14 protein-coding genes are annotated in these 15,701 nt (G+C 67.5%); 8 read left to right on the plus strand and 6 right to left on the minus strand.

What is annotated here, in order from left to right; all coding sequences use genetic code 11:
• Positions 1 to 6 precede the first annotated feature (6 nt).
• The 3 genes from OIM94_RS11490 to OIM94_RS11500 all read left to right on the plus strand — a co-directional run bounded on the left by OIM94_RS11490 (position 7) and on the right by OIM94_RS11500 (position 3,965).
• Positions 7 to 1,164, plus strand: coding sequence for a phosphoserine transaminase (locus tag OIM94_RS11490; protein WP_264606865.1), 1,158 nt, complete (start codon positions 7 to 9; stop codon positions 1,162 to 1,164).
• Positions 1,165 to 1,269: 105 nt separating this feature from the next.
• Positions 1,270 to 2,847 (plus strand): phosphoglycerate dehydrogenase, encoded by a 1,578-nt coding sequence (gene serA / locus OIM94_RS11495; RefSeq protein WP_264606866.1) that lies wholly within the window; start codon positions 1,270 to 1,272, stop codon positions 2,845 to 2,847.
• 20 nt (positions 2,848 to 2,867) lie between these two features.
• Positions 2,868 to 3,965, plus strand: a complete 1,098-nt coding sequence (locus OIM94_RS11500; RefSeq protein WP_264606867.1) for an ATP phosphoribosyltransferase regulatory subunit — start codon at positions 2,868 to 2,870, stop codon at positions 3,963 to 3,965.
• Positions 3,966 to 4,004: 39 nt separating this feature from the next.
• Here the strand turns inward: OIM94_RS11500 and OIM94_RS11505 are convergent, their stop codons facing one another.
• The 3 genes from OIM94_RS11505 to queF form a co-directional block, all read right to left on the minus strand.
• Complete coding sequence (locus OIM94_RS11505) at positions 4,005 to 5,291, minus strand: glycoside hydrolase family 130 protein (protein ID WP_264606868.1); 1,287 nt, start codon at positions 5,289 to 5,291, stop codon at positions 4,005 to 4,007.
• A 51-nt stretch (positions 5,292 to 5,342) separates the two neighbouring features.
• Entirely contained in the window at positions 5,343 to 7,613 is a 2,271-nt protein-coding gene (locus OIM94_RS11510) for a glycosyltransferase family 4 protein (RefSeq protein WP_264606869.1), read from the minus strand.
• A gap of 141 nt (positions 7,614 to 7,754) precedes the next feature.
• A complete protein-coding gene (queF, locus tag OIM94_RS11515) occupies positions 7,755 to 8,201 on the minus strand; it encodes a preQ(1) synthase (protein ID WP_264606870.1) in 447 nt (148 codons plus the stop codon).
• Positions 8,202 to 8,256: 55 nt separating this feature from the next.
• Between queF and OIM94_RS11520 the strand changes: the two genes are divergently transcribed.
• Genes OIM94_RS11520 through OIM94_RS11530 form a run of 3 tightly spaced genes read left to right on the plus strand, consistent with a single transcriptional unit; the run spans position 8,257 to position 11,554 of the window.
• Positions 8,257 to 9,087, plus strand: a complete 831-nt coding sequence (locus OIM94_RS11520) for a sulfurtransferase (protein ID WP_264606871.1) — start codon at positions 8,257 to 8,259, stop codon at positions 9,085 to 9,087.
• On the plus strand, positions 9,084 to 10,286 hold the full coding sequence (metC, locus tag OIM94_RS11525; RefSeq protein ID WP_264606872.1) for a cystathionine beta-lyase: 1,203 nt from the start codon (positions 9,084 to 9,086) through the stop codon (positions 10,284 to 10,286). The genes OIM94_RS11520 and metC overlap by 4 nt, the downstream gene beginning before the upstream one ends.
• On the plus strand, positions 10,283 to 11,554 hold the full coding sequence (locus OIM94_RS11530) for a mechanosensitive ion channel family protein (RefSeq protein WP_264606873.1): 1,272 nt from the start codon (positions 10,283 to 10,285) through the stop codon (positions 11,552 to 11,554). Before metC ends, OIM94_RS11530 begins: the two co-directional genes overlap by 4 nt.
• Here OIM94_RS11530 and OIM94_RS11535 read toward each other — a convergent pair.
• Positions 11,535 to 12,620, minus strand: a complete 1,086-nt coding sequence (locus OIM94_RS11535) for a phosphatidylinositol-specific phospholipase C1-like protein (protein WP_264606874.1) — start codon at positions 12,618 to 12,620, stop codon at positions 11,535 to 11,537. The genes OIM94_RS11530 and OIM94_RS11535 overlap by 20 nt on opposite strands.
• Positions 12,621 to 12,749: 129 nt before the next feature.
• On the minus strand, positions 12,750 to 13,187 hold the full coding sequence (locus OIM94_RS11540) for a DUF4168 domain-containing protein (protein ID WP_264606875.1): 438 nt from the start codon (positions 13,185 to 13,187) through the stop codon (positions 12,750 to 12,752).
• 211 nt (positions 13,188 to 13,398) lie between these two features.
• On the opposite strand from OIM94_RS11540, the gene rlmN reads away from it, so the two are divergent.
• Entirely contained in the window at positions 13,399 to 14,583 is a 1,185-nt protein-coding gene (gene rlmN, locus OIM94_RS11545) for a 23S rRNA (adenine(2503)-C(2))-methyltransferase RlmN (RefSeq protein ID WP_413716400.1), read from the plus strand.
• 32 nt (positions 14,584 to 14,615) lie between these two features.
• Entirely contained in the window at positions 14,616 to 15,026 is a 411-nt protein-coding gene (locus tag OIM94_RS11550) for a lysozyme inhibitor LprI family protein (protein ID WP_264606876.1), read from the plus strand.
• Here the strand turns inward: OIM94_RS11550 and OIM94_RS11555 are convergent.
• On the minus strand, positions 15,004 to 15,624 hold the full coding sequence (locus OIM94_RS11555) for a flavin reductase family protein (protein WP_264606877.1): 621 nt from the start codon (positions 15,622 to 15,624) through the stop codon (positions 15,004 to 15,006). The genes OIM94_RS11550 and OIM94_RS11555 overlap by 23 nt on opposite strands.
• Positions 15,625 to 15,701: the final 77 nt, after the last annotated feature.

Consider the following 15,701-nt stretch of genomic DNA (forward strand, 5'->3'; position numbering starts at 1 on the left):
GTCTACATGACTGATTTGACTGCCGCCGACGCCACCCTTGCGTCTGCGAAGCCCGCCACCAAACCGGCGCGTCCCTATTTTTCTTCTGGCCCCTGCGCCAAGCCCCCGGGCTGGTCGCCCGAGAAGCTCGCCACCGAGTCGCTCGGCCGCTCGCACCGCTCGAAGCTGGGCAAGACCCGTCTCCAATATTGCATCGACCTGATGCGCGAGCTGCTCCGCCTGCCGGACACGCACCGCATCGGCATCGTTCCCGGCTCGGACACCGGCGCGTTCGAAATGGCGATGTGGACGATGCTGGGCGCCCGCCCCGTTACCACGCTCGCCTGGGAAAGCTTTGGTGAGGGCTGGGTCACCGATGCGGTCAAGCAGCTCAAGCTCGATCCGACCGTGCTGCGCGCCGGTTATGGCCAGCTGCCCGATCTGAACGCCGTCGACTGGTCGAACGACGTGCTGTTTACCTGGAACGGCACCACCTCGGGCGTGCGCGTGCCGAACGGCGACTGGATCGCCGACGATCGCGAGGGCCTGAGCTTCGCCGACGCGACCTCGGCGGTATTTGCCTACGACATGCCCTGGGACAAGATCGACGTCGCCACCTTCTCCTGGCAGAAGGTGCTGGGCGGCGAGGGCGCGCACGGCGTGCTGATCCTGGGTCCCCGCGCGGTCGAACGGCTCGAAACCTACACCCCCGCCTGGCCGCTGCCCAAGGTGTTCCGCCTCGTCTCCAAGGGCAAGCTCGCCGAGGGCGTTTTCAAGGGCGAGACGATCAACACGCCGTCGATGCTGGCGGTGGAAGACGCGATCTTCGCGCTCGAATGGGGCAAGGGCCTGGGCGGTGCCAAGGGGCTGATCGCCCGGTCGGACGCCAATGCCGCAGCACTCGACAAGATCGTGGAAGAGCGCGACTGGCTCGGCCATCTCGCCGAGGATCCCGCGATCCGTTCGCGCACCAGCGTGTGCCTCACCGTCGAGGGCGCCGATGCCGACTTCATCAAGAAGTTCGCAAGCCTGCTCGAAAAGGAAGGCGCGGCCTATGACGTGGCCGGCTACCGCGATGCGCCGGCTGGCCTGCGCATCTGGTGCGGCGCGACCGTCGACACCGCCGATATCGAGGCGCTCGGCCCCTGGCTCGACTGGGCCTACGCCACCGCCAGGGCGGGCTGAGTTCGGTGCTCCTGCGAAAGCGGGAGCCCACGCCCACACGCGATTCCCCAAGAAACTCTGGGCTCCTGCCTTTGCAGGAGCGCCGACGTGCACAGGAGCATTTTCATGCCCAAGGTACTGATTTCCGACAAGATGGACCCCAAGGCCGCGCAGATCTTCCGCGAGCGCGGCGTCGAGGTCGACGAGATCACCGGCAAGACGCCCGACGAGCTCAAGGCGATCATCGGCCAGTATGACGGCCTCGCCATCCGCAGCTCGACCAAGGTCACCAAGGACATTCTCGAGCACGCGCCGAACCTGAAGGTGATCGGCCGCGCCGGCATCGGCGTCGACAATGTCGACATCCCCGCCGCCTCGGCCAAGGGCGTGGTGGTGATGAACACGCCGTTCGGCAACTCGATCACCACGGCCGAGCACGCCATCGCGCTGATGTTCGCGCTCGCCCGCCAGCTGCCCGAGGCCGATGCCTCGACCCAGGCCGGCAAGTGGGAGAAGAACCGCTTCATGGGCGTCGAGCTGACCGGCAAGACGCTGGGCCTGATCGGCGCGGGCAATATCGGCTCGATCGTGGCGGACCGCGCCATCGGTCTCCGCATGCGCGTGATCGCCTATGATCCGTTCCTCACGCCGGAGCGCGCGCTGGAAATGGGCGTCGAGAAGATGACGCTCGACGATCTGCTGCTGCGCGCCGACTTCATCACGCTGCACACGCCGCTCACCGACCAGACCCGCAACATCCTCAGCCGCGAGAATCTCGCCAAGACCAAGAAGGGCGTGCGGATCATCAACTGCGCGCGCGGCGGCCTGATCGACGAGGCGGCGCTGAAGGAGGGGCTGGAGAGCGGCCATATTGCCGGCGCCGCGCTCGACGTGTTCGCGGTGGAGCCCGCCAAGGAGCATCCGCTGTTCGGCACGCCGAACTTCGTAGCCACCCCGCACCTCGGCGCCTCGACCACCGAGGCGCAGGTCAATGTGGCGATCCAGGTCGCCGAGCAGCTCGCCGACTATCTCGTCACCGGCGGCGTCACCAACGCGCTCAACGTGCCGAGCCTCTCGGCCGAGGAAGCCCCGCGGCTCAAGCCGTACATGGCGCTGGCCGAGAAGCTGGGCGGCCTGGTCGGCCAGCTGGCGCATGGCGAACTCAACAGCATCGCGATCGAGGTCGAGGGTGCGGCGGCCGAGCTGAACCAGAAGCCGATCACCAGCGCGGTGCTGGCGGGCCTGATGCGCGTCCATTCGGACACGGTGAACATGGTCAACGCGCCCTTCCTCGCCAAGGAGCGCGGTCTCGATGTGCGCGAGGTTCGTCATGATCGCGAGGGCGACTATCACACGCTGGTCCGCGTGACCGTCGGCACCCAGGCAGGCGACCGTTCGGTGGCAGGCACGCTGTTCGGCAACGCCGCGCCGCGGCTGGTCGAGCTGTTCGGCATCAAGGTGGAGGCCGATCTCGCTGGCCATATGCTCTACATCGTCAACGAGGACGCACCGGGCTTCATCGGCCGGCTCGGCACCACGCTGGGCGAGGCGGGCGTCAACATCGGCACCTTCCACCTCGGTCGGCGCTCTGCCGGCGGCGAGGCGGTGCTGCTGCTCTCGGTCGACGAGGCGGTGGACGACGCGCTGCTCGCCAAGGTCCGCGCGCTGCCGGGCGTGAAGACCGCCATGGCGCTCGGCTTCTGAACTGATTAGGGGAGGCGGCCATGACTGGTCTCCTCCCCGAAGGGTTTCACGATCGATTGCCGCCTGCCGCCGACGCGGCCGCCCGCCTCGAAACGCGCGTGCTGGGGCTCGCCCGGCTCTATGGCTATGAACAGGTGGATCCGCCGCTCGCCGAGTTCGCCGACGAACTGGCGACGCGGCTCAAGACTGGCGCGGTGCGCGATGCGGTGCGCTTCGTCGATCCGGTATCGCAGCGCAGCCTCGCCATCCGCCCGGACCTGACCGCGCAGGTCGGCCGGATCGCCGCGACGCGCATGGGCCACCATCCGCGACCGGTGCGGCTCTGCTATGCGGGCCAGGTGCTCAAACTGAAAGCGCCCGCGCTCGATCCGCGGCGGGCGATGCGGCAGATCGGCTGCGAGCTGATCGGCCGCGACAGCGTGGCCGCTGCGATGGAAGTCGTCCGCGTCGCGATCGAGGCGCTGCAATCGGCGGGCGTCGAGGGCTTGGCCATCGACTTCACCCTGCCCGACCTGGTCGACACGCTGGCCGGCGGCACGTTATCGGCCGACAAACTTGTCGCCCTTCGCGAGCGCCTGGATGCCAAGGATGCCGGCGGCGTCGCGGCAATCGACCCCAGCTATCTGCCGCTCATCGAGGCCGCCGGCCCGTTCGACGGCGCCATGGCAAAACTGCGCGCGACCGATGCCGGCACCGCCCTGGCAAGCCGCATCGACGGCCTCGCCACCATCGCCGCGAGCATCCCGGCCGGCGTCGCGCTCACGCTCGACCCCACCGAACGCCACGGCTTCGAATATCAGACTTGGCTTGGCTTCTCGATATTCGCGCGCGGTGTTCGCGGCGAGATCGGTCGCGGTGGCACCTACACCGTGGTGCATGAAGGTGGCCGCGAGGAGCCGGCGGTCGGCTTCTCGCTCTATGCCGATTCGATCCTGGATGCCGGCATCGGCGGCGATGCCCGGCGTCGGCTGTTCCTCCCCTTCGGCACCGATGCCGCCACGGCTGCGGCGCTTCGTGCGGAGGGCTGGGTGACGGTCGCGGCCCTGGAGGCGGAGGATACGCCCGAGGCGCAGCTGTGCAGCCACGAGCTGTGCGACGGGGTGCCGATTGCACTGTAAGCCATCGCCGTCGCCCCGGTTGGGGCGACGGCAGGATGGTCACTCCATCTGGTCGATCAGCGCCTGGATCGGTGCGAATGCGAACGCCACCGAGCTGTCCGCCACGCCGTACGGGATGAACAGGCTGTCGCCGTGGCGGATCGCACCACAGGTATAGACGACGTTGGGTACGTACCCCTCACGGTCCTGGTCGGCGGCGGCCAATAGCGGCGCGCGCGAGCGAGCGAGAACCTTGGTCGGATCGTCCTTGTCGAGCAGCGCCGCGCCGATCGAGTATTTGCGCATCGCGCCAACGCCGTGGGTGAGGACCAGCCAGCCCTGATCGGTCTCGATCGGCGGGCCGCAATTGCCCATCTGAACCAGCTCCCAGGGGAAGCGCGGCTTGATGATCAGCTCGCCGCCTTCCCAATGGGTGATATCGTCGGAGGCGTGCAGAAAGATATTCTCGCCGTCCTGACGCCCCAGCATCATGTACTTGCCCCCGACCTTGCGCGGGAAAAGCGCCATACCCTTGTTGCGCGCAGCGCTGCCCGTCATCGGGACGAGATCGAGCCCGCGCCAGTCGCTGGTACGCAGCAGCTCCGACTGAATGCCCGAGCCGTTATAGGCGGTGTAGGTGCCGATCCATTCCACCGTGCCGTCGTCATGCGTGAAATGGCAGATGCGAAGGTCTTCCAGCCCGTTGGACTGGGCGCGGGTGATCGGGAAGATCACCGTACCCGACAGGGTCGAATCGCGGTGCCGATAGATGCGCACCGGCCCTTCCATCGCGCGTTCGTCCGGCTCCCGCGCATCCGCCGCGGTGGCGAAGGGCGGCTCGGGGGCGAGCACCAGTTCGTTGCCGTCGGTGATGATGCCCTCGCGGAAGGCGACCGAGGAAATGTGCCCCTCGCCTACCGCGCGCAGCGACATCAGGATGCGCATGCTGCCCGGGGGCATGCCACTCTGATCATAGTGCGGGACCGCGCTCGGGTTCATCAGCGCCGCAGCAGCGTAGCTGTATTCGTGGCAGAAATAGGCGCCGAGCAGCTGGCGTTTTTCATCGCCGATCGCCGCACCGTCGAGGCCGAGCATCGCCTCGATCTCGTCGTAGCGGGTCATGAATACGCGACGTGTCTGCCAGTGACGGGCCTCGAAGTCCTTGAGCACCAGCTCCAGCTCGGCACGGGCCTGGCCGGGCGACAGCGCCAGCACCTCGCTGACGATACGCTCGGTGCGGCTGGGCGCGCCGCCATTGGTGGATGCCCAGGCGATGTGGAACGGACGCACCACGACGCGGGATGGATCGGCGTGAAGCCGCAAGGGATGATGAAACAGTTCCGGCATTGGCAACCCCCGGGGAACGCGCTCGTTACGGCGCCGTCCCCCGGTATCGCTTCAGGCGACGGCGAGTTCCGGTCCTGCCACGCTTTTATTGCGCTTTGAAAGAGCCGAGATTGCGCAATTCGCCAGTTGGAGCGCGAGAATCGACTCCGCTCCCTGATTGCGATTCAGCCCGGTCGGCATCAGGCCGTCGAAGCAACCGCCATCGGCCACACTGGCCAGCGGCACATCGAGGTCGTTTGCACCGAGATACCATCGATAGGCGCGCATCGCCTCCTCGGCCCAACGCCGCTCGCCAACCGCCTGATGCGCGGCGAGGCACGCGTCGATCGTTGCCTGCGCCTCCAATGGCTGCTGATCGAACGGCAGCGGTTCAGCATATTCACGCCCGAAGCTTTCGGTACCCACGGCGCGGAAACGCCCTTCCGGCGAGGTCTGTCGCTCGACGATCCAGCCCAGTGTCTCCAGCCCGGTGTCGATGAAGTCGCGCCGGCCGAGCACCTGCCCCGCGCGCAGCAGCGCCTCGGGCAATCGCGCATTGTCATAGGCCAGCACGATCTCGAACCAGCTCCATGCGGGGCGGCGGGTACGTTCGAGGAGCGCGACCAGTTCGTTGCCGAAGCGCGTGAGAATCTCGCGCGACAGCGGATGCCCCGGATGCGCCTCGGCCATTGCCGCAGCGCCGAGCATGGCAAAGGCATGGGCGCGCGGGCTACCCAGATCGAATGCGATCGATGCGGTCTCGTCGAACAGCACCGACGCCCAGTCACGGTGCTTTTGCGCTCGCGCATCGCGCGCCGTGACACCCAGCGCCCAGATCGCGCGGCCGTTCGAATCTTCCGAACCCTCATCCTCGCACCAGCTGCGGTCGAAGTTCATAAAGTTGCGAAACTTGCGCTTGTCGGGATTCCAGGCGTGCTGGACGAAGCCGCCATAAATGGCCATCCAGCGATCGCGCACCGCCTCGTCGATGTCGTCAATCTTGCTCATCAGGATCAGCGCGCGGGCATTGTCGTCGATGCAATAGCCGTGGCGCCGGTCCGGGACCGAATAGATCGAGTGCTGGAGCATGCCGGTCGAATCGCTCATCCGCTCCACCGCGGTCAGCACCGGGTGGAGCGGCGGGAGCTCAACATTCGCGCTGCCGATCCGGCGCGGCTTCTCGTCGAGGATGGCGTCGAACGCGGCGATCGCGCGCTCCGCGAGACGCGCCCAGAGCATGGTGCGCCCGCGCGCATAGGCGCGGCCCGCGAGCGCCAGCCGCTCTTCCCGATCGGCAAGCAGGCGATTGATCTCGCGCGAGAACGCGACGCTGTCTCCGAAATCGACCAGCACGCCGTGGCCTTCGTCGAGGATTTCGGTCGCATGGACATAGGGGGTCGAGATCACCGGCTTGCCCATGCTCACCGCATAGGAGAGCGTCCCGGACGTGATCTGCGCGGGATTGGGGTAGGGCGTCGCATAGATGTCGGCTGCCTGAAGATAATCGAGCAGGTCGCTCTGCTCGACGAAGCGATCGACAAACGCAACGTTCCGTTCCAGCCCCAATGCCGCGATCTGCGCCTTGAGGCGATCCCGATAGGCCTCGCCCTCATGGGCGACGAGATGCGGGTGGGTCGCACCCAGGATCACGTACAAGGCGTCGGGATGCGCCGCGGCGACAGCGGGCATCGCCTCGATCATCGTCTCGATGCCCTTGCTGGGTGCGAGCAGGCCGAAGGTGAGGATGACATCCCGGCCCGCCCATCCGAACGCTGGCTTGAACGCTGCCGTGTCCGCAAAGTCGCGATCGGGTACACCGTGCGGGATTACCTCGATCTTGCCGTCGTCCACGCCGTGGACGCGCTTCAGGATCTCGCGGCCCTTTTCCGCCATCACGATCAGCGTCGAGGCGCGGCGGATCAATGCCTCCATCACCCGGCGCTCATCGGCGCTCGGGCGCTCGAGAATGGTGTGCAGCGTGACGATGACCGGGATCGACACGCGATCGGTCAGCGCGAGCAGCAGCTCGCCGGCCGCACCGCCGAAGATGCCATATTCATGCTGGATCCACAGCGCCTCGGCACCGCTCGCCTCGATCTTGCGCGCGGCCTCGAGATAGGCGCTGCGATCATTCTGGGCGATGCTGCCGGTTACCTGTGGCGGATAGGCATACTGCCCGGGAAGATCGTCCATCGCATAGACGTCGACCTGAATCCCGGGGTAGCGCTCGGCGAGTGCCGTATAGGTATCGGTAGTAAAGGTGGCGATCCCGCATTTGCGGGGCAGGAAGTTGCCGAGCAGGGCAAGATGCCGGATCCTTGGACCCATCGGAGACCGTGCCATGGCGGACCTTTCGCTACTGCATGATGGACTAGGCCCAAATCTGGGCCGTATGCCCCGTTAAACTCCCGTTTTTCGAATAAGTTGCAGTTCTGCTGCAACGCACAAGCTTATACCTGCCGAACCGTGCTGTAAATTGGCCGTTCAGCCCCGCCCGCGATATCCGGCGACACCCTGATCGGGGACCCAGACGTCCTCGGGTGCCTTGCCCGACTGCCAGAACACGTCGATCGGGATGCCGCCGCGCGGATACCAGTAGCCGCCGATCCGCAGCCATACCGGCTGCATCTCGCGGAACAGCCGCTCGCCGATGCCGACGGTGCAATCCTCGTGGAACGCGCCATGATTGCGAAAGCTGCCCAGGAACAGCTTGAGCGACTTGGATTCGACAATCCGCTCCCCCGGCACGTAATCGATCACGAGATGCGCGAAATCGGGCGCACCGGTGATCGGGCAGAGCGACGTGAATTCGGGCGCGGCGAAGCGCACCAGATAGCGCAGGCCGGGCCGCGGATTGGGAACATAGTCGAGCTCCGCTTCCTCCGGGGTGGCGGGCAGGGCGGATTGCTTACCGAGATGCTTGGCGTCCATGGCCGCCATGTAGGCGTTTGCGGTGCGGTTTCCATAGGGCTAGGGATGCTCCCCTATGGACGGATTGCTCTCCACCGAAACGCTCGCCGGCATGCTCGGCGCGGAGGACCTGCTGGTCCTCGACGCGACCTACACCTCCACCATTCCCGGTGCCGCGAAGCAGGATCCGCGCGCGGAGTTCGAGGCGGGCCATATCCCGGGCGCGCGGCTGCTCGATCTCGACACGCTGGTCGATGCCGGGAACCCGCTGCCCTCGATGCTGCCCAAGCGTCCCCTGTTCGAGGAACGGATGGCGCAGCTGGGGGTCACCGCCGACACCCGCATCGTCCTCTACGACAACAGCCCCCACCATACCGCGTGCCGCGCCTGGTGGGTGTTGCGGATGTTCGGGGTGAACGCCGCAATTCTCGACGGCAGCATCGGCCATTGGCGGGCCGAGGGGCGACCGGTACAAGCCGGGCCGCACCTCGCTGCCGCGACCGACTTCACCGCCGGCGCCCCTGCCGCACGGCTTCGCACGCTGGACGACATGCGCACGACGACCGAACAGATCGTGGACGCCCGGTCCGCTGCGCGTTTCACCGGCGAGGAGGCGGATCCCCGCCCCGAATGCGCCGCCGGGCACATGCCGGGCGCGAAGAACATTCCCTATGGCCGCTTCTTCGAGGCCGATGGCCACTGGAAATCGCCCGAAGCGATCCGCGCGGTGTTCGACACCGCCGGGCTAAATCTCGCCGCGCCGATGGTCGCAACCTGCGGATCGGGCATCACCGCGTCCGTGATCGTGTTCGCCGGGCACCTGATCGGGCACGAGATTGCCCTGTATGACGGCAGCTGGACCGAATGGGGCGCGCACGCGGATACGGCAAAGGTTCTCGGCGCATGAGCGGTCGGGACGATCCCCGGCATGACGCGGACGCGACCAAGATCGTCCATGCCGGCCGCCGTCCGGAATGGACGCAAGGCATCGTCAATCCGCCGGTATGGCGCGCCTCGACCATCCTCTATGACGACATCGCGGCAATGCGCGAGCGCGGCAGCGCCGACACACACCACAAGCTTTATTACGGCAGACGCGGCACGCCGACCCAGTGGGCGCTCGCCGATGCGCTGACCGCGCTAGAGCCGGGCGCCGAGGCGACACTCCTCTACCCCTCGGGCGTGGCGGCGATCACCACCGCGCTGCTGGCGGTGCTGTCGCCCGGCGACGAGGTGCTGCTGCCCGACAGCAGCTATGAACCCACCCGCGCGTTCGGCAACGGCATGCTCAAGCGCCTGGGCATCACCGCCACCTATTATGATCCGCTGATCGGCGAAGGCATCGCTGCGCTCTGCACCGAGCGGACCAGGGCGATCCTCCTCGAAAGCCCCGGCAGCCTGACCTTCGAGGTGCAGGACGTGCCCGCCATCGTCGCGGTGGCCAAGGCGCGCGGGATCGTGACGCTGCTCGACAATACCTGGGCCGGGCCGCTCTACTTCCCGGCGATCGAGAAGGGCATCGACTATACGATCCTGTCCTGCTCGAAATACGTCGTCGGCCATTCGGACGTGATGATGGGGTCGGTCACCGCCGCCCCGGGCCAGTATGACCGGCTGCGCGCGACGACCTATCAGCTGGGCCTCTGCGCGAGCCCCGACGACGCCTATCTCGCTTCGCGCGGGCTGCGGACAATGGACGTGCGCCTCCGCCAGTCGGGCGCCAGCGGCCTGAAGATCGCGGCGTGGCTCAAGACCCGCCCCGAAGTGGCGCGGGTGCTCCACCCCGCCCTGCCCGACTGCCCTGGTCACGACCTGTTCGTGCGCGACTTCAAGGGCAGCGCCGGGCTCTTCTCCTTCGTGCTGAACGGCGGCGACGATGCCGCGCGCACCGCGCTGATCGACGGGCTTCGGCATTTCGGCATCGGTTTCAGCTGGGGCGGCTATGAGAGCCTGGCGATCCCCGCCGATCCGCAGCGCATCCGCACCGTCTCGCGCTGGCAGGCGGAGGGGCCGGCGATCCGGCTCTATGTGGGGCTGGAGGATGCCGACGATCTGATCGCCGACCTGGAAGCCGGGCTCGCCCGCTTCGCCGCCGCGCGCGGATGATGCCGGCGCTGCTCGACCGGGTCGCCGGCCTGGGGATGCGCATCCCGTCCCCGGCCGAACTGGGCGAGATGGCGGTAGTGCTGGGGCTGGCCGCGCTGGCGCTGACGATCGGCGTGCTGGTGGGCCAGCGCATCGGCGCGCAGATCGCCGGGGTCTGGCACCGTGTCGCCGGCGAGCATGTCAACGGCCTCCAGCCGCGACTATGCCGCATCACCCGCTGGCTGACCGCGGCGCTGCTGCTGTCCCCGGTGACGGGCGCCTATGGCTGGCACCCGCCGGCGCTGCTGCTGCTCGGCGTCGCGATGGGCCTGGTCATGGCGCTGGCGGTGGTGGAGGTACTGCGCGGCCTCGGCCTGCCGCGGCTCGCCACCTGGCCGATGGGCGCGATCGCCTTCACCTCGCTGCTCAGCAAGACGATGGGCGGATTGGGTGTGATCGAGGCGCTGCTGGCCCGGATCGGCTTCGACATGGGCACGCGGCGGCTGTCGCTGCTCTCGCTGCTGACCTTCGCGGTCACCGTCACGATCATCTATGCCCTGGTCCGGATCGCGAACCGGCTGCTGGCGCAGTGGATCGGGCGCGCGCGCGGGCTGGATGCGACCCAGCGACTGCTCGGGCAGAAGCTGGCGAGCATCGCGATCGTCACCGCCGCCTTTTTCGTCGGCATCGATCTGCTGGGAATCGACCTGACGAGCTTCGCGGTCTTTTCCGGCGCCTTCGGCCTGGCGATCGGCTTCGGTCTGCAGAAGACGGTGGGCAACCTGATCGCCGGGATCATCCTGCTGATGGACCGCTCGATCAAGCCGGGCGACGTGATCGTGGTGGGCGACAGCTTCGGCTGGGTGAACAAGATCGGCGTACGCGCCGTCTCCGTGATCACCCGCGACGGCAAGGAGCATCTGATTCCGAACGAGAATCTGATGACCCAGGAAGTCGAGAACTGGTCCTACACCGATCGCAACGTCCGCGTGCGAATCGCCGTGACCGTCGCCTATGGCTGCGACCTGGAGATGGCGCAGGACCTGATGCTGCGCGCCGCGACCGACAGCCCGCGCGTGCTCGACACCCCCGCGCCCAACGTGTGGCTCACCGCACTGGGCGAGAACGGCGCCGCGCACGAGATACTGGTGTGGATCAGCGATCCCGAAAGCGGCGTCGGCAATGTCCGCAGCGACGTGCTCAACCGGCTGTGGAAGCTGTTCGGCGAGCACGGCATCACCGTGCCCGCCCCCAGGCGCGACGTGCGGATCAGCGCTTCGGGCAGCTAGCCGTCACGCTGTTGCACAGCACCGTGCTCTTCCCGAGCGAAACGGTAAAGTTCAGCCCTCGGGGGTCCGGCGCGCCTTCGTAATAGTCGGTGCTGATCCATTGTGCGCCCGAGGCGATCGCCGCATCGAGCCGGCTGCGATCGTGGGTCCGCGCCTCCAGCGTTTCCGCATCCGCGCGGGTGCGGACCATGAACCCGGCCTTCACCCGGCGCGTGACGGTGGCGGCGTCCTTGGTCGGGCTCTGCATGTTGAAGAAGGCGGCTTCGGGTGCCTCCTCGGGATACCAGCCGAACATCATCCGGCCCTTCAGGCTCGCATGCCCGGTGCGATAGCGCTCCTCGTTCGCCTCGGAGGTATCGAGCACGAGCAGGAACTTGCCGCGCGCGGCGCCGACGGTCGGCCAGCGATGCGCCGTTACCGCCGCCCGCAGCGTCGGCAGGCTGCCGCGGACGTCGTCGGGCGTGATCACCCGCTCGCGGCCGAGCGTGGCGGCGATATCGGCGTCGAGTGCGTCGAGCGCTGCCGCATCGAAGCCGAGATCGGTGGTGCGCAGGCCCGGGATCGGGCGCACGTCGCTGGCATTGACCAGCAGCATCACCGGCAGATGGCCCGGATGCGCATCGGACCAGCGGCGGAAGATCATCATGCAGGCACGGAAGGTGCGGCAATGCGTCTGCCAGTCGAGACCCGGCACGTGGATCGTCTTGGCGCCGGGGGCGGCCATCTCCGCCTTGATCTCGGCCGGACCCTCCGCATAGGGCGCGGCATAGGCGCCGCCCTGCGGATCGGGCGCGACGTCGATCTCGAGCTGGCGCAGGCCGAGCGCGAGCTGGCTCTCCAGCGGCGGATGGCCATAAGCGAGGCCTTCCCACTCCTTGGGCGCCAGTGCGCGGATGCGCGCCTCGACCTGCGGCAGCGGATAGGGGCGGTAGCTGTTGTGCGAGCCCAGCATGCGCACCTGATCCAGCCGCAGCGAATCGAGGCTCTTGTCCGCATCCGGCGTCGCGCCGCCCGGTGCCATCGCCATCAGCAGCGCCGCCGCGCCGATCATCCCTGCCTTGCGCATTCTCGTTCCTTCACAAGCGAACCCAAGGCGGTGCCTTTGGCGGGCTTTCGTTCCGGAACCATGACAGTCGCGCGCACAAAAACGGCGGCGGTCCTGTGGGGACCGCCGCCGCTATAGGGAGCTATCGGTTTAGTTGCCGCCGGTCGGGCTGGCCGGCGCGGTCGCCTGCGCCGACTGGCCGCTGGTCTGCGACTGGGCGGCGGCGGCCTGGATGCGCTGGTTGAGCGCAGTATCCGACGCCATCGCCTGGCTGATCTCGTTGAAGCGCTGCGGCTGCAGCCCCGAAGCGGTGATCGCGGCGACGAACTTGGTGTTCTTCTCTGCGGTCGGGATGCTCGTATCGGCGTTGATCTTGTTCACCGCGAGCGCCGCCGTCGCATATTGCTTGACCTCGGTATCGGTGAAGCCAGCCGCCGACGCGGTGCCCGCACCCGTGGTGCCCTGATCCTGTGTCGCCGGCGCTGCGGGCTGTGCGGGCGTCGTCTGGGCCGGCGTGGTGGTCTGGGCGATCGCGGCCGAAGCCATCAGCGCACTGGCGGCCGCCAGGCTCGAAAACATCATTTTCATCATCAACTCCTCGTAACAATGAAACTCTTTTGCACCCCTGTAACGTAACAATGGGGCTGGGTTTTCCGCTTCACACCCATTTCACGATGGGCGGTTGCTCCTGCGGGACGGCATGACCCGCCCCGGGACGCCGGCTACCGGAATCACGCCGCTGGAAAAGCGCGGCATTTTCGCCTATATCCACGCGATGCAGACAGTGTCGGCCGCCCCCATGCCCATCCCCGGGCACATCGATCCCGTGCCCGTGCCGCGTGCCCCCGCCGCGCGCGAAGACGGGCGTACCGACCTGATCGGTCTCTCCCGCGACGGGATCCGCGAGGCGCTGGCCGCCGCCGGGCTCGAGCCCAAGCAGGCCAAGCTGCGCGCCAAGCAGCTGTGGCACTGGATCTACAATCGTGGCGCCACCGAGTTTTCGGCGATGACCGACATCGCCAAGGCGCAGCACCCGTGGCTGGCCGAGCGCTTCGTGATCGGCCGCCCGGACGTGGTCGAGGCGCAGGTCTCGAACGACGGCACGCGCAAGTGGCTGCTCCGCTCGCCCGACGGGCAGGATTACGAGATGGTGTTCATCCCCGATGCCGATCGGGGAACGCTCTGCGTCTCCAGCCAGGTGGGCTGCACGCTCAACTGCCGCTTCTGCCACACCGGCACGATGCGGCTGGTGCGCAACCTCACCGCAGGCGAAATCGTCGGACAGGTGATGCTCGCGCGCGATTCGCTCGGCGAGTGGCCCAGCCAGCCCGAAGGCCGCCTGCTCACCAACATCGTGATGATGGGCATGGGCGAGCCGCTGTACAATTTCGACGAGGTGAAGGCCGGCCTGCAGATCGTGATGGACGGCGACGGCCTCGCGCTCTCCAAGCGGCGCATCACCCTCTCCACCTCGGGCGTGGTGCCGATCATGGCGCGCGCGGGCGAGGAGATCGGCGTGAACCTCGCGGTGTCGCTCCACGCGGTCACCAAGGACGTGCGCGACGAGATCGTGCCGCTCAACAAGAAGTACGGGATCGAGGAGCTGCTCCAGGCCTGTGCCGATTATCCGGGCGCCAACAACGCCCGCCGCATCACCTTCGAGTACGTGATGCTCAAGGACAAGAACGACAGCGACGCCGATGCGCACGAGCTCGTCCGCCTGTTGCGCAAGTACAAGCTGCCCGCCAAGGTGAACCTGATCCCGTTCAACCCCTGGCCCGGCGCGCCGTACGAATGCTCGACGCCCGAGCGCATCCGGTCCTTCTCGAACATCGTGTTCGAGGGCGGCATCTCGGCGCCGGTGCGCACCCCGCGCGGGCGCGACATTGATGCGGCGTGCGGCCAGCTGAAAACGGCGTCGGAGAAGAAGAGCCGCGCCCAGCTCGATCGCGAGGCCGAAGAGAAGTTCGCCGCCCTCGGTTGAGCCCTGCACGATTCTGCGGGTAAGGTGCAGCCATGTCGCTGCTCCTGCTCGTTTTGGCGCTCGCCGCCCCCGCCGCCCCTTGCGCCGATGCGAAGACGACGGTGGACATGAACCTGTGCCTCGCGCGCGGCAGCAACGCCGCCGAGGTGGAGATGAACCGTTACCTCGTCGCCGCCCGCAAACGCGCGGCCGCGGACGGGCTGGCGGTCACCAAGGCATTCGACGAGGCGCAAGGGCGCTGGATCGCCTGGCGCAAGGGCGAGTGCGACGCGGTCTATGCGCACTGGCAGGGCGGCACCATCCGCAACGCGGCGCTGCTCACCTGCAGGATCGCGCTGACCGAAGCACGCACCCGCCAGCTCTGGAAGACCTGGCTGACCTATCCCGACTCCACCCCGCCGATCCTGCCCGAGCCGGCGGTCAGCGCGGACGGAACATCCTGAACAGCGCGTCCTCGCCGATTTCGAAATAGTCGGCCGGTCCGCCGCCGCGCAGGATCGGGCGCGCGCGGGCAGTCTGGTAGACGCCGTCTTCCAGCATGGCCCGGTCGATATGGACGCCGGTCACCTCACCGAGCACCAGCCAGGTATCGACCTCGGCGCCGTCCTTGGTTTCCAGCCGGATCAGTTGGGTCAGCGTACATTCGAACTGCGCGGGGCTCCCGGCAACGCGCTCGGGCCCCACGGTACGCGCCGGCAGCGTGTCGATGCCGGCAAGGGCGAACTCGTCGATCTCGGGGCCTACCATCGCAGCGCTGGCATTCATCACCTCCGCCAGCGGACGGGTGGCGAGGTTCCAGACAAACTGTTTCGTCTCGGCGATGTTCGCCACGCTGTCCTTCCAGCCGGTGGAGGCGAAGCCGAGGATCGGCGGCCGGTAGTTGAACAGGTTGAAGAAGCTGTAGGGCGCCAGATTGCGCACGCCCGCTGCCGAGACGGTGCTCACCCAACCGATCGGGCGCGGTCCGACGATCGCATTCAGCGGATCGTGGGGAAGGCCGTGGCCGGCGGCGGGCTCGTAGAAATGGAAGTCGGCGGGCATCGCGGCTCCGGATTTTTGTGACTGACGTGAAACCGATTCCGCTCGGCGCCCGAATCTCCTACACGCGATACGTCCAG

Origin of the sequence: Sphingomonas sp. R1 (genome assembly GCF_025960285.1) — a bacterium.
GTDB lineage: Bacteria > Pseudomonadota > Alphaproteobacteria > Sphingomonadales > Sphingomonadaceae > Sphingomonas.

What these genes read in the sequence shown, in the direction of transcription:
- OIM94_RS11490 (WP_264606865.1), top strand. Translation starts at nt 7, where the DNA reads ATGACTGATTTGACTGCCGCCGACGCCACCCTTGCGTCTGCGAAGCCC.
- serA (WP_264606866.1), top strand. Translation starts at nt 1,270, where the DNA reads ATGCCCAAGGTACTGATTTCCGACAAGATGGACCCCAAGGCCGCGCAG.
- OIM94_RS11500 (WP_264606867.1), top strand. Translation starts at nt 2,868, where the DNA reads ATGACTGGTCTCCTCCCCGAAGGGTTTCACGATCGATTGCCGCCTGCC.
- OIM94_RS11505 (WP_264606868.1), bottom strand. Translation starts at nt 5,291, where the DNA reads ATGCCGGAACTGTTTCATCATCCCTTGCGGCTTCACGCCGATCCATCC.
- OIM94_RS11510 (WP_264606869.1), bottom strand. Translation starts at nt 7,613, where the DNA reads ATGGCACGGTCTCCGATGGGTCCAAGGATCCGGCATCTTGCCCTGCTC.
- queF (WP_264606870.1), bottom strand. Translation starts at nt 8,201, where the DNA reads ATGGACGCCAAGCATCTCGGTAAGCAATCCGCCCTGCCCGCCACCCCG.
- OIM94_RS11520 (WP_264606871.1), top strand. Translation starts at nt 8,257, where the DNA reads ATGGACGGATTGCTCTCCACCGAAACGCTCGCCGGCATGCTCGGCGCG.
- metC (WP_264606872.1), top strand. Translation starts at nt 9,084, where the DNA reads ATGAGCGGTCGGGACGATCCCCGGCATGACGCGGACGCGACCAAGATC.
- OIM94_RS11530 (WP_264606873.1), top strand. Translation starts at nt 10,283, where the DNA reads ATGATGCCGGCGCTGCTCGACCGGGTCGCCGGCCTGGGGATGCGCATC.
- OIM94_RS11535 (WP_264606874.1), bottom strand. Translation starts at nt 12,620, where the DNA reads ATGCGCAAGGCAGGGATGATCGGCGCGGCGGCGCTGCTGATGGCGATG.
- OIM94_RS11540 (WP_264606875.1), bottom strand. Translation starts at nt 13,187, where the DNA reads ATGAAAATGATGTTTTCGAGCCTGGCGGCCGCCAGTGCGCTGATGGCT.
- rlmN (WP_413716400.1), top strand. Translation starts at nt 13,399, where the DNA reads ATGCCCATCCCCGGGCACATCGATCCCGTGCCCGTGCCGCGTGCCCCC.
- OIM94_RS11550 (WP_264606876.1), top strand. Translation starts at nt 14,616, where the DNA reads ATGTCGCTGCTCCTGCTCGTTTTGGCGCTCGCCGCCCCCGCCGCCCCT.
- OIM94_RS11555 (WP_264606877.1), bottom strand. Translation starts at nt 15,624, where the DNA reads ATGCCCGCCGACTTCCATTTCTACGAGCCCGCCGCCGGCCACGGCCTT.